The organism is bacterium (assembly GCA_037143175.1).
Taxonomy (GTDB): domain Bacteria; phylum Verrucomicrobiota; class Kiritimatiellia; order CAIKKV01; family CAITUY01; genus JAABPW01.
The window spans coordinates 13,116-26,544 of the sequence record JBAWZF010000023.1 but is presented as its reverse complement, the minus strand read 5'-3'; the positions used below and the strand labels follow the sequence as shown (position 1 = coordinate 26,544).

The following is a 13,429-nucleotide window of genomic DNA, read 5'->3' as shown; positions in this document are numbered from 1 at the left end:
AAACATCAAGGGGTATTGGTCCACACTACCCTCATGAACTGCAAGCGATTAGTGTTCACAAACACATTGGTAAACGAACAAGGTCCATTTATCGACGATGTCACCGTCACGCCATCAGCCCAATTGTTCTGCACCAGATTCGTCGTACTCTGAACGCAATAAATGTAACCCGATCCTGCAGTCCAACTTAACACGGCTGGCTCAACCCCGATCGACAGAATGCTCAAAGGGATGCCTGGATCCATGCTGGCACGGAATTCCCCGATATTCCAGATACCATCCCCGTCCGCATCCCCAAAAGCATCAGAGGGGAGATCAGGATTAAACCAATGCTGGATTTCCCAGACGTCATCCATGCCATCCCCATCCCCATCCAGCGTCACCGTCAACCGCATCACTCGATTGGGCCCGTCGACCACGTACAAGTCCTTTCCTTCAGGACCCGGAACCGCGCAACGGGGAAGACTGATAGCGCCCAATACCGCTCCTGCATTGGAATACACGCCCACCACATGGACGGTTCCCCCCGTGCCCAGCACCTGAATCCGGTTATTGTAGTAGTCCGCAACATAGACAAGGCCTCCCACCGAAGGCTGGGCATCCCACACCCTCCAGAACGAACCCGTCGCCGTTCCAGATGCCGTCCCAACCGCAGGATAAGACCACTTATGACTGCCTGATCCATCAAATTTCTGAACCCGGTTATTGTCGGCATCTGCTGCATAAATCGATCCATCTTTCCCCAGCCCAACACCCAGAACATGATTAAATTTTCCAGCCGAGGAGCCAGCGGTTCCGAATTGAGACTGATAAATACCGGTCGCAGAGAAAATCTGGATCCGGTTGCTGCAGGAGCCGCTCTCCTGGCTGTCTGCCACAACAATCTCGCCCGTGGGCTTGAACGCCACCGCAAAAGGATCCTTAAACGAACCAACGGCGGCGTTGGTACTGGCAAAATTGAACAAATTCGACAGCACCCCATTCGTGGCCACAGAGAATACCCGAATCCGACGATTGGCTGTATCAGCCACTGCCAGACGTGCCCCGTCTAACGTCACCGCCACCCCGCGTGGCTTGCTGAAATTGGTATCACCTTCATAGCCCAAACTGTAAAGAAGCGTCGTCAACTCACGATTCCAAACCTGAACCCGTGAGTTTTCCGTATCCGCAACGAATACATGATTTGTACTGACGGTAACCCGGTCCGGATGATTGAAGCTTGTGACCGCCTTCGCCGAAGTGACCCGACTTCCCAGCGACTGAATGGGTAGACGTGGATCTGTCCCATTCAACACGCACCACCCATCGGGCAATGAGTCACCATTGCTATCACGATTAGTTTGAATCGGCGTCCCAACCGTCCAGACCCCGAAATCAATGAGTTGCGCGGCGGGATTGGTAATGGCAAACAGAGGTGAATCCCCATAGGCCACGGAGGATTCAAACGAGGACGAATCCCAAGCCCTGACATAGATCAAGTCATTGGAGCTAAGATTATGGAGAAAATTCTTACGAAATGCGCCTAGGCCGGGCGAACTTCCCTCCCCAAACCGCCCCCAAGGCAGCAACATATCCGAGCTGTAAAGCAACACATCGTCGCCCATCACCTGGCCGTTGGACAGGGGCGCATCATTGATCCGTCCGGATCCTGCAGAGATGACCTGGAAGAGGCATGAGGTCGCCCCGCCATCTCCCTGCAACGTTCGCCCCAGCCAATCCTTTATCGGGCCCAGGGTGCGCACGGTCACCACATTGGTTCCCCCCGAGATGGTAACCCCGTCAACGATCAAGGGCAGCCCTTCTAAGTTCCCGGGCACCGTCCCGATCATACCCTGATGGTACAAGATGACGCGGGGAGAAGGAAAGTTCTCCGGGGCCGCAACCTGCAATTGCACCGGCATCGGCGCGGTCGCAAAATCACCAGGCAAAATCGTGCCATAGACCAGCGGGTTCCCGCCAATCACCAGGACATTGGTATCAGGCGAACTTACGTTTCCATTCACATTCGATACCTCCGCTGTGCTGGAATTATAGATATTGATAACAACCTGCGTAGTTGTTCCTGCAGGGATATTGGTCGGGGTGTAGGAACTAACCCAGAGCCCGGGAACTCGCTGGCTCGTTATCTTCAAGTCGTCCACATACATTCCCGCCCTAGCCCCACTGGAATCGCTCGTTGCACGGAATCGCACACGGATTTGCCGATTGCCGAATTGGGCATCATCCAGCGCGATCTGCTGACGGATCCATCCCGCAGACATTCCTGAGTAGTAACCGCGCGGAGTCACATTTATCCACGCCGTCCCATTGTACACTTCAACGAAACCGAAGTCGGCGGGCCCCGACACGTATTCAAAATTATGCCACACATAAAAATCTAGCGTCGGCCCGGTCCCCACCTGAATCAGCGGAGACATCACCCAGGCGCCCATGCTGTTGGGATACTCACCCGTCAGTACCGTCCCCCAACAATGAGAGCCGCTGACCGTGTTCGACGGTCCGTCTACATAATTAGTAGAGGGAACGCCCCACTCCCAGGCGCGCGTAGTCAACTGGGCAAACACCTGGGTTGAGGCAATCCATTGTCCCGGTCCGAGCTCAAAGTTATCCGTAAAATCAGCCTTCTCGATCGGCACCACATAAGTTGCAGCCACAAGCGCATCATTGGAATTGGCCACCGGCGCCACCATATCACCCACGGCATCGCTCAAGACATTCATGGTGACCCGCCCGAGGCTTGCCAGGTTGATGACGTCAACAAAATATCGCATGCCGCCACCAGTAATATTGCCTACAATGATATTACTCACCGTGGAGTCACTCAATGAAATCCGGTCACGATTGAGGTCGAGTCCATCAACGGTTTCGTCGAATTTAATCTCGAAGGTGGCTTTCGCCCGCGAGCCACCCCATGTGCGCAGAGTCCCTGCAGGCTTTTTGGTATCGAGCGTCGGGTACTGCGTAAACAATAACGCCCGTTCATTAGCCAACCATCGCTCCCCATCAAAGGAATATTTCCGGTTCAATATCCCAAGTTCATCCTCGATCCCGATGGTGGCATCAATCCCTGATCCCACGGTTCGGTTGGTTTCAGCCACATCCTTGTATTGTATTACAATATCATTGTTAGCTCCGTTCGTAACTGAAGGATCCCAGGGGATACGTATTTGAAAACTGAAGGTGGCCGTCGGCTCGGTCTTGTGGGGAACATTGAGCCAAGTCACGACAAGCTCCTTTGCGACCACATGTATTACTGTATTAGTTACCTCATTGGTCTCCCCGTGGATTACCTCATTGGTTATTATGGTAGAAATCAAGTTGGTTGTGGGAAGTCCATAATAGACCTGCCCCGGGGCCGCCGCCCCCTCCACAACACTCCACAGCGGACAAATCATACCATTGGGCGCATCCATGTTCCGCAAATCGACATTCTTGTCACTCGCCATACCATTCGATACAAAACCGGCCATGCCATAAGCTGACACGTAAATATTGCTGTAGAGGCTGTCGTAGTAGCGAACAGGGAACGGAATCGCCTGAGAAGTACTGACTCCGGAACTTACATTCAGGAGCGTGTGCCCCCCTGCAACGGGATCCACCCAATCATAACTGATCGGACAGATGGTATAGTTATTGCCCACGCGCAAAACAATCTGACGTGTGGTATTGCCCACTCCGATGTTATTAGTAATAATCAAGGTGGCGCGATAGATGCCCCCCGTCAGAGTCGCCGCCACGGACTGATTGATGGAAACCTCCACAGAGCCCATCTCCCCCGCCACCAGCGGGATAGTAGGGGTTAAAATATCCAGCCATAAAGCAGGACTATCCGTCGCGACAGACCAAGTCACATTTGAGTCCGCCGGATTAATAACGGTATAGACCTTATTACTCGGAAGATAAGGACCACCACCTGGATCACCCCCGCTACCAAAGTCATCCTCAGGAATGACATAGTCCGCTGTACCAAGCCCCACTGCAACCCAGGCCAATTTGACAGAAGCTACCGCATTCGTTGTATCACCGAGTTCATCGGTCTCCATAGCAGCGTTCAACCACGCCTCACTGGCGGCAGTATAATCAGTATGAGGGGTTATGTAGCCGGTCAAAGCAAGATAGGCCAATTTTTCTCCTACAGATCTGCCAAGTCCAGGGACATTGTAAGTAATGACACTATCATTAACGCCATACCCACCTTCACAGAGCAGGTAGAAGAAAAAGTTCTGCACACTGCTGTTATAGTGCACTCCGCCCGAATCCAAGTCTCCGGAATACCAAAAGGTTCCCTTATATCGGGTCGGCTGCATTCCCGCCACTCCGACTGTATTACTGTTGGCAGGGTTACGCATATCCCGCATAGCAGTTGATGACAGCCAGCAATCTTCACCTATCAGCCAATCCGCCGTTCCCGCTACCCGGACAGGGTAATTAGATCCTCCATCCAGCTGGGAATCAAACTCCACCAACGCCCCGAAAATATCGGAAAAGGATTCATTTAAAGCCCCGGACTCATAAGCATACACCAGTCTTGCGCTGTGCTCGGTAACCCCGTGTTGGAACTCATGGGCAGCAACATCCAATACGGACAACTCACGGGAAGTTTTGCCATCCCCATCCCCGAAGGTAAAATAGGTTCCATTCCAAAAAGCGTTAGCGTAATTTTCAGAATAATGAACATCCACACGGGCCATCCCGCCCACATTATCAAAACTGTCACGTCCATGAACCGTGAGATAGTAGTTTTGAATATTTTCAAAAGCCCTTGCGGCCGACATTTCACCATAGTCTGAAGCAGCCCAGTCAGCGGTCGGCCGGTAGGCGTAAGTGAAGGCGTCAGGGGCAAAAGCATAAGGCCCGCCCCCGGCATTTTTGACATACCACCGGTTGACAGCACTATACATGTACCTGAGTCCATTGCTCTCCTTCCAACCTTGAACAGTGGTTGAGTCCATGCCTTCACGGATCAACGCATAACCCGTGAGAACCTCCGGCACCCCCACAGCGGGCGCCGCTATTTCTGGAATATCGTTGTAGCGTAACAAAATGGATCCATCTTGAGCATTAATCCAGTAACGCCATCGCCCCACATCGACAGCCTGCTGTTCACCATAAGAAACCACCAGCTGGTATGCCAGTAAAGGCACCACATCGCGGGCATAAATCACAAGGGACGGCCCTTCTGTCAACCGCCCGTCATTTTTACCCATGGCTTTTTGGTCCGCCATTGCAACAGCAGCCGCCTCATCCGGTGTCAACACCGGCGAGATGGCAACGTGATCCATCGCCTGATAGACCCCGTTAACCGAACGCGCCGTGCCTTTTCCATCAAAATGAACCACCATCTGGCCACCAAAGACAGGGAGCCCTTGGTAGGTCTGGTTCAGTCGGACATGGCGGTAACCCGTCGCACTTGACTCGAGGGACTGAAAAGAGAACTCCTGCCCCGCATTCTGGATCCCGTAAAGCCCGGCGACTGCACGCATCACGTCCACAGCCTTGGCACTGAAGTCCGGAGCTGCGGCGACGCCCACGCCCTTGCCTTTAGGCGCAGACGAGCCCTGAAGAAGATCAGCCCCATGCACCGAGGCGGGAATGCCACGCTTGGTGTCCCAGTTGATTCTGAGCAGGGGATTCTTCTTAGCCTCGGCCATCCTGATTTTCAGTGCGGCGACGACCGCCGTTTCAGAGGGTTTGTCACCACCCGCAATCACAAGCGAATGACTATCTGGCATGAGGGCGAAAGAGAGAGAGGCAGCCCCCAAAAAAACAAACCCCGCAATCCAGAGTTGAATAAACTGCAAACGTGTCAAACGAGCATAAAGTGTCACCGAACAGCCCTCCATCGTGGCGCCTTGCAAAAAATAAATCTTATCTGGATACAATTATTTTTGAACTTAACACTACTTATCTGTATCTTCAATAAGTAAAATCAGACTATTAAACGTAATATCGACAGCACCCCCCCCATCCCTATAGCCAAATCCTCGCCCACTAGCAGGATCACGATTTATGAACGCCTACTGGGCCCCACAATGGACGCGGCTCACGCAAGGTTCGCCCTCCAAAAAGAAAGATCGAGAAGATAAAGATCATTCTGCTGGAGGGCGAACCTTGCGTGAGCCGCGTGGGCAGGGTGTCAAATACGGGTTACTACAAAGAAGACATGTCCTTAAGCGAGAATTTGGGCCTATGGCCCCCCCTTGTTAATCAAAATAAATTCATATAGTATATAGCCCATGAGCAAATCAAAAGTCGCTATCCTCAGGACGTCACCAGCCACCGCGCTGGCGGATTATCACCGGGTAATGAATCTGGCCGGGTACCAGAATGTCATTTCCAAAACTGCCGACACCGCCCTGAAAGTGAATATCAGCTGGCATTTCTTCTATCCGGGAAGTTCAACCACCCCCTGGCAATTGGATGGCGTCATCCGGGCCATGAAAAAGGACGGCTATTCGACCTCAAATATCCATGCTTGCCATAACCGAACCGTTGTCATTGACGCTCATCTCGGGGAACGTGAAAACAAGCAACTCAACGTCGTCCAAGCCCATGGGCTCCGCAATGTCCATCTCTATGAGGGAAACGAGCCTTGGATCAATGTCCGGGATGCGGTGGGCTCAATTGCTGATAAGTTCCTCTGCCTGAACGAGGTATATCCAAATGGATTCATGATTCCGAAGCGGTTTATCGGGGAGAACATCATTCACCTTCCCACGGTAAAAACCCACGTTTTCACGACCACAACCGGTGCCATGAAAAATGCCTTCGGCGGCCTGCTTAATGAACACCGTCACTGGACGCATCCTGTTATCCACGAAACACTTGTGGATCTGCTAAGAATCCAGCAGAAAATCCATCCGGGCATCTTTGCCGTCATGGATGGCACGTTCGCAGGGGATGGACCCGGCCCCCGTTGTATGATTCCGCATGTCAAAAACGTGATTCTGGCATCATCGGATCAGGTTGCGATCGATGCTGTTGCCGCTAAACTTATGGGCTTCAACCCTTTACAAGACATTAAGTTTATCCGATTGGCGCATGATGCCGGGCTTGGCTGCGGGGATATTCGCGATATTGAGATTGTGGGCGATCCTGACGCATTGAAGGAAGATTGGCATTTCGTCGGTCCTTTCAAAAAAATGACATTTGCCAGCAAGATGCAGCATAAAATCTATTGGGGCCCCCTTCGCAAACCTATCGAATGGTCGTTAAAGACTGTTCTGGCGCCTTGGGCTTACATTGCAAGCGTGATTTATCACGATTCGTTCTGGTATCCCACCCATCAGAAACTGGTTCATGACATTTTGCATAGTCCCTGGGGCCGGCTATTCCATAATTGGGACAAAGTGGCCATCCCCCCGGATGACCTGACAACTCCCGGCTGGGCGAATGTCGGGGAAGATCCGCTGGAGTTGAAACGGGATAGCTGGAAGTTATTCAAGAAATCCCTCTCAATCCTCGGCACCTGCATCAAAGAGGCGCCGGAATTTGCGGCGAAGAAGAGAAATAAAAATAGTTAATCGTTATCTGTTATTGGTTACTGGAAAGAATACACTATGCCCAAAGTTCAGAATTCCTTTTCAAAACCATTAACTAATAACCAATCACCAATAACAATTCGCCCCCTCCCCATGTCCCGCCGCGAAATGGAGCAGCGGGGATGGTCCCAATGCGATGTCATTCTGGTGACAGGTGATGCCTATGTGGATCATCCGTCATTCGGGGTACCCCTGCTTGGACGGTGGCTGGAGTCCTGCGGCTACCGTGTAGGCATTATTGCCGCACCTGACGCAAATGATGTGGAAGCATTTCGCGTCCTCGGCCCACCCCGCCTGTTCTGGGGTGTCACAGCCGGGAATCTGGATAGTCAGCTCGCACGCCTGACAGTAATGCGTAAGCGTCGCCGGGATGACGCCTACCTACCCGAAGGGGAGGGAGATCTCCGCCCACCTAATGCCACCATCGTGTACGTCACCCGGGTGAGACAGGCGTTTAAGTCAGTGGGCAGTGGGCAGTCGGCAGTAGGCAGAGGGCAGAGGACAGTAGGCAGTGAACAGAAGGTTCCTGTCATTATTGGAGGGATTGAGGCGTCGCTGCGGCGTTTACCTTACTATGACTATTGGACTGACAGCATCAAGCGCTCCATTCTTTTTGACTCCAAGGCCGATCTGCTGGTTTATGGAATGGGCGAACGCGCCATCGCTGAAGTCGCCCACCGCCTCGAGCAAGGCGACTCTCTCACCGGCATCCCAGGTACTGCTGAAATTAAAAGAGTTGAGCGTGGCGACCTGAGCGGCGTTCTGCCAACTGCCCACTGCCCACTGCCCACTGTCCTCTGCTCCCTCCCCTCCTACGAAATCGTCTCCGCCCCGACGGCCGAAGGAAAAATCGCCTTTAATGCCATGACGCGTGAGGTTCTCCTTAACGCCGCCACCGACAGACCCCAGACGTTCATGCAGTCACATGGCGACCGGCAACTTGTTGTTTATCCCCCGGCCACCCCGCTTCACACCAGAGAACTCGATACCCTCTACGCCCTGCCCTTTACCCGCAAGCCACACCCGGCTTATGCAGGCAAACGCATTACCGCATATGATATGATCAAGGATTCCGTGACCACCCACCGCGGGTGCTACGGCTCCTGCGCCTTCTGCGCCATAGCCGCACATCAGGGAAAAACCATTAATTCCCGGAGCCGCAAAGGCATTCTTGACGAAATCCGGCATCTGGCCTCGTCACCCGACTTTCACGGCACGGTCAGTGATCTGGGAGGGCCAACCGCCAATATGTACGGCACCTCCTGTAGTCGGCATGGAGCCAACTGCAAGCGACCAAGCTGTCTGTCACCGGATCTCTGCCCTAATCTCATCACGGATGCGAGCGCCCAACTGGAATTGCTGCGGGAAGCCCGCACGTTACCGGGCGTTAACCACGTCTTCATCACCAGCGGCATCCGCTTCGATCTCGCGTTGGCCCAGGATTCACGCGGTTACATCGCAGAACTGGCCCAGCATCACGTCTGTGGCCGCCTGAAAATCGCGCCCGAGCATGTTACCGCCAACGTCCTGCGACTGATGCGGAAACCCGGCGTCCAGGCTTATCGCGGATTTGTAAAGCGGTTCAAAGAGGCCGATCGGGCGGCTGGCAAGGCGCAACAAGTGATTGAATACTTTGTCAGTGGCCATCCGGGCTGCACCTTAGCGGACATGATTGAACTGGCGCTCTATCTCAAGAAAGAGAATATCCGCGCTGAGCAGGTTCAGGATTTCTATCCGGCTCCGCTGACAGTAGCTGCGGCCATGTTCTATACAGGCCACGACCCCATGACTGGGGAAGCCGTTTATGTGGCCCGCACCGATAACGACAAAGCCATGCAGCGTGCCCTGCTCCTTTGCCACGATCCCAAATTCCACCGCAAAGCCCGCGAAGCCCTGATGGCCGCCAACCGCGAAGACCTGATCAAAGTGTTAGGGTGTTAATGTGTTAGAGGTTTAGAAGAAATTTATCATGCCAAGCCCTGCCCTCTGAAATTTCATCTTTACTGATTTTCAGTAAAACCGTATTTTTTTATGAATATGATCCTAGAACTTAATTCCCGCGGCACTTTAACGCTTCCAAAGGCCATGAGGCACCTGCTCGGTTTAGATCATGGTGGAAGGATTATTGCAGAGACATCGGAACAAGGAATATTGTTGCGCCCTGGCGTAGCATTCCCCATTGAATTATACACCAATGCCCGGGTGGACGAGTTTGATGCTGCCGATGCCGAACTTGCAAAACATTTGAAACGGCGAAAAAAATGAAGGTCTTTGCCGATGCCAACGTTCTGTTCTCGGCTGCCGATCCCAACAATGCCACCAGAATTTTACTGGATGCCCTCTTCCAACACGCAACGGTTGTAATCAATGAGCATGTCTGGGAAGAAGCCCGGCGAAATGTTGAAATGAAACGACCCGGCCTGCTAAACAGCCTTGAGAAACTAAAGCCGAAATTTCACCTCAGTTCACAAATGACTACCGTCACGGACTGCCCGCTACCTTGCTTGCCGATGAACTGAGTCGCAAGGGATGGATTGCCTAATTGAGTGATTTCAGAATTCCACACGCAACCACGCCTTTGATCGCCACATTCATGGCCTCCACCGCTTTTGGGGTCAGTGTTTTTGCAATTGAATTCTTTGCTGCCCTTTGGGCAATCCCTGACTATTTTCCCTTCGCGGCCTTGCCCTCCTGCTTTGATTTGGCCAGTTCGACGAAATCCATCGTTGGCAGTAGAAATTGACCATGAACGGATTGTGCCGTAATTTGCGCCACCTGGGCACGGAGCAGTCCATACAGGATGGCGGCGCCATTAACGCGAAGCGTATGTTCCGCTTGGTCAGCTAAACATGGCTCCTTGAAGGAAAAAAAGGCACGCCCCCTGATCGAGACTCCATAGGGAAAGAATTCCTTTTCCTTTTTCGACTTGGGTTTGACCTGAACTTCGAGGGTTAGTCGATATTTACCCGGCTCTTTCAGGTGTGGCGCTATGTTAATCGCAGAGGAAATGTCGCCCGTATGAACCACCAACGAGGAATCAAACGCCTCGTTCTGAGCGACGGCAACACTTTCAATCTGGTAATGGTCAAGCCGAAAGAGGCAGTTCATAGCGTGTACCTTTCGCATATTGGGCATTTTCGTCCGGAGTGGGATCTCCGCCCAGGCCCTCAATGGTCGCCGTTTCTACCGTCCGAATGGCTGACCCGCCGGATTCGCCTGTCACCGCGAGAAGGCTCACTCTGGCATGTTTGGGAATCAGAATGCATTCCCATTTCAAGTCGAGAACGAAGGCGAGCTTCGCCAAACTCTCCAGACTAAGATTAGCGTGACCGCGCAAGATTTTGGTCACATAGGCAGGACTTACCTTTAACCGACGCGACAGTTCACTGCGAGTTATGCCGGAGGCTTCCATGGCATCAATAATGCGTGCGGCCACTTCAATGACAAGGCCCTCCTCATAAAACTCGAGGTGTTTCTGTGCCCGTTTCAATCCTTCCGCAAAAGTGTATCCACCGCTTTTTCGTACGATCATGGTATTCAAGGCTGCCTCCTGGGCTCTGCTTGTTTCTCATCCCGATGTATTTCAAACCCTAAACCTGCTTCCTTACAGGAAAAATAGCTACGTTTACGACTCATGGCGGTTTCGATTTCCCTTTTAGGCGTCTTCTGCCCCTGTTTATCAAAAGCATGTGCGCATATGACAACCCGGTTGTCATCGTAGAAGAAAATCACGCGTGGCCCCTTCTTAGCCTTCGCCTCATAGAGCTCATGCCCCAAGTCATTGAATTCATCCTTTTTTCTGGATGATCCACGCTCCGCCAGTTGCAGTAACCTCCGCGCAATCTGGTCATGTGCCTGAACATTGCGCTGTTCCAATTCCTCCAGATATTCGGCCACATTTTCTCCCTGCACGATGGCGTACAAAGTAAATGCTGAACCTTCCAGCAGAAACTCCAATTTCATATTTAACCTATAGGTTCAATGTCTGCAACATTATTCAATGCCTTTTGTTTCGATCCAAGATCCACATTAAATCACAAATGACTTATGTGTATAGTACTTATTTAACTATTAAATCACAGGAGGTATACTGGCAGAAACGATCACCACCAGTCGTCCGTTTTTTCGGACAACTGAAATTTTCCGTTCGGCGGGATTCAGAAAGGGTCTGAATCATTTTCCGGAATGCGGCGGCTTACCGTCCGGAGCTTTCATTCTGAACTGTCCGTTTTTTACGGACAGTTCAGAATAACCTTCACCAGAGATTAAGGATTAGCTTTCAGTTTCGCTTCCTCATCGATTCCGGGCGGGAACTGAATGTCGAGGTCTTCGACAACAGTGGCTCGATTTTCTCATGGAAAAGCATTCTGGTCATGGTTTATCAACTCCCAGAAAGAATCTCATTTAGCGGCAGAAAGATAGTTATGCGTTCACCAAAAAACGACCCTTCTTTTAATGAACGCGGCCGTTACATTGGTGCCTGATCACCACCCACTCCATCAGCAGGGACTTTGCCGTCAGGAGCTGGCTCATCCGCGGCAATGCCTTCTGTTTGGGGATCTGCCCGAGTGTTGACTTCAGGTGATTCTGGTTCGGGTGGTGATGGCGGGGGGATATTCTCCAACGGAGTTATCACGACTGGCGGCGGCTCAGGAGCCGGTGCCTGTGTTTCCGGCTCAGGGGGAGTAGGAGTTGTTGAGTTGATAGGTTGCTGGTTGCTGGGAGTCGAGGCTGAGGCAGGAGCAATGACCGGACCAGGCTCCACAATCGGTGTCGGCTCGATGAAGACTGGGGCCGGTTCCGGCGGCGGTGGTTCGGGCTCCACCGGGGTTATCACCACCGGCGTTGGCTCGCTTTCAGGTGCCGGTGTTACTGGCGCAGCAATTTCTGGCTCGGGTTCCAAGACCGGGGCAACCGGTTCGGGCTGGGGCTCTGATATTGGTGGTGGCGTGTAGGCCAAATCAGCTTGAACAGGTTCAGTGATTATCGGCGTAGGTTCCGGTGTTGGGGTCACAGTAGGGGCCGGCTCGGGGCCGGTGCCGCTGGGGACAGCGGCTACTACACCAGAAGACGGCGTGAGAACCGGCCCGGGTTCCACGGCGAGGATCGGCTCCATAAAGTCCGGTTCTGGGTCGCGGCTCGGATAAACCTCGCTCTCCAAAGAACTGTCTGCCTGCGGTAAGCCTGTTAAACCGTCCGAGCCGGATCCTGCTGGAGAAATAGGCGTGACTGGGGCAGACAACGGTTTAGGTTCCGGCACGATCGGGCGTGATGGCGGTGGTGTTGGAATGACCGACGTCGCTGTCACCGGAGTCGGTGGCGTTACCACAGGAACAGGCAGCGGCGTAGTCTCCGCCTTGCTCGGCGCTCCTTGCTCCACGCTCCCCGCTACTACCACCTCTCCACGCAGTGTTGCCAGTATGGTTTTGCCCGCCGCCGGACTCAGGCCAATGACAGGACAGTTGCTAGCCGCCATCTTAACCGCAACCGGCATGGCGGCAGAACTGCACACCAAACCGGCGACCCCGTCACGGAGCAGATCGGCAACCTGAACTGAAGCGGCATTGGGATCGGCAGGGACCATCACCAGAATAAGCCGGTAGCCAGCCGTAGTGATCAATGGTTCCAGTTCGGGAAGCAGCATGGCCGCTTCGGCCAGCCCGGTTACGGATAGAACGAGACCGATAAATGAACGTCTTCCCAGCACCATGTCCCGGGCCATCCGGTTAGGTACAAAACCGGTTTGGCGGATAACCGTCAGCACTCGCGCCTGAGTTTCCTTACTTATCCGTAACTCACCAGCCCGCCCATTGAGCACCTGAGAGACCGTTGAAACCGAGACTTCCGCCGCTTCAGCAACGTCCTTTATCGTCACTCGATAATTCATA

General features: G+C 53.0%; 9 protein-coding genes. 4 read left to right on the top strand and 5 right to left on the bottom strand.

The window, feature by feature from the left end:
* Positions 1-5: 5 nt before the first annotated feature.
* Positions 6-5,732: a M4 family metallopeptidase gene (locus tag WCI03_08875; GenBank protein MEI8139966.1), complete on the bottom strand. Its 5,727-nt coding sequence runs from the start codon at positions 5,730-5,732 to the stop codon at positions 6-8.
* Between the two features lie 504 nt (positions 5,733-6,236).
* Here WCI03_08875 and WCI03_08870 point away from each other — a divergent pair.
* From WCI03_08870 to WCI03_08855, 4 genes are all read left to right on the top strand, one after another.
* A complete protein-coding gene (locus WCI03_08870) occupies positions 6,237-7,523 on the top strand; it encodes a DUF362 domain-containing protein (protein MEI8139965.1) in 1,287 nt (428 codons plus the stop codon).
* A gap of 111 nt (positions 7,524-7,634) precedes the next feature.
* Positions 7,635-9,482 carry a YgiQ family radical SAM protein gene (locus WCI03_08865; protein MEI8139964.1) on the top strand — a complete coding sequence of 616 codons (1,848 nt, stop codon included), beginning with the start codon at positions 7,635-7,637 and terminating at the stop codon, positions 9,480-9,482.
* A gap of 90 nt (positions 9,483-9,572) precedes the next feature.
* A complete protein-coding gene (locus WCI03_08860; GenBank protein ID MEI8139963.1) occupies positions 9,573-9,806 on the top strand; it encodes an AbrB/MazE/SpoVT family DNA-binding domain-containing protein in 234 nt (77 codons plus the stop codon).
* A complete protein-coding gene (locus WCI03_08855; protein MEI8139962.1) occupies positions 9,803-10,060 on the top strand; it encodes a hypothetical protein in 258 nt (85 codons plus the stop codon). Before WCI03_08860 ends, WCI03_08855 begins: the two co-directional genes overlap by 4 nt.
* 145 nt (positions 10,061-10,205) lie before the next feature.
* Here the strand turns inward: WCI03_08855 and WCI03_08850 are convergent, their stop codons facing one another.
* The 4 genes from WCI03_08850 to WCI03_08835 all read right to left on the bottom strand — a co-directional run bounded on the left by WCI03_08850 (position 10,206) and on the right by WCI03_08835 (position 13,428).
* Positions 10,206-10,649 (bottom strand): protein-export chaperone SecB, encoded by a 444-nt coding sequence (locus WCI03_08850; GenBank protein MEI8139961.1) that lies wholly within the window; start codon positions 10,647-10,649, stop codon positions 10,206-10,208.
* Positions 10,627-11,073, bottom strand: a complete 447-nt coding sequence (locus WCI03_08845; protein MEI8139960.1) for a helix-turn-helix transcriptional regulator — start codon at positions 11,071-11,073, stop codon at positions 10,627-10,629. Before WCI03_08845 ends, WCI03_08850 begins: the two co-directional genes overlap by 23 nt.
* Before the next feature lie 5 nt (positions 11,074-11,078).
* Entirely contained in the window at positions 11,079-11,504 is a 426-nt protein-coding gene (locus tag WCI03_08840) for a type II toxin-antitoxin system RelE/ParE family toxin (protein ID MEI8139959.1), read from the bottom strand.
* A gap of 505 nt (positions 11,505-12,009) precedes the next feature.
* Complete coding sequence (locus WCI03_08835) at positions 12,010-13,428, bottom strand: LacI family DNA-binding transcriptional regulator (protein ID MEI8139958.1); 1,419 nt, start codon at positions 13,426-13,428, stop codon at positions 12,010-12,012.
* Position 13,429: the final 1 nt, after the last annotated feature.

What these genes read in the sequence shown, in the direction of transcription:
- WCI03_08875 (MEI8139966.1), bottom strand. Translation starts at nt 5,732, where the DNA reads ATGCCAGATAGTCATTCGCTTGTGATTGCGGGTGGTGACAAACCCTCT.
- WCI03_08870 (MEI8139965.1), top strand. Translation starts at nt 6,237, where the DNA reads ATGAGCAAATCAAAAGTCGCTATCCTCAGGACGTCACCAGCCACCGCG.
- WCI03_08865 (MEI8139964.1), top strand. Translation starts at nt 7,635, where the DNA reads ATGTCCCGCCGCGAAATGGAGCAGCGGGGATGGTCCCAATGCGATGTC.
- WCI03_08860 (MEI8139963.1), top strand. Translation starts at nt 9,573, where the DNA reads ATGAATATGATCCTAGAACTTAATTCCCGCGGCACTTTAACGCTTCCA.
- WCI03_08855 (MEI8139962.1), top strand. Translation starts at nt 9,803, where the DNA reads ATGAAGGTCTTTGCCGATGCCAACGTTCTGTTCTCGGCTGCCGATCCC.
- WCI03_08850 (MEI8139961.1), bottom strand. Translation starts at nt 10,649, where the DNA reads ATGAACTGCCTCTTTCGGCTTGACCATTACCAGATTGAAAGTGTTGCC.
- WCI03_08845 (MEI8139960.1), bottom strand. Translation starts at nt 11,073, where the DNA reads ATGATCGTACGAAAAAGCGGTGGATACACTTTTGCGGAAGGATTGAAA.
- WCI03_08840 (MEI8139959.1), bottom strand. Translation starts at nt 11,504, where the DNA reads ATGAAATTGGAGTTTCTGCTGGAAGGTTCAGCATTTACTTTGTACGCC.
- WCI03_08835 (MEI8139958.1), bottom strand. Translation starts at nt 13,428, where the DNA reads ATGAATTATCGAGTGACGATAAAGGACGTTGCTGAAGCGGCGGAAGTC.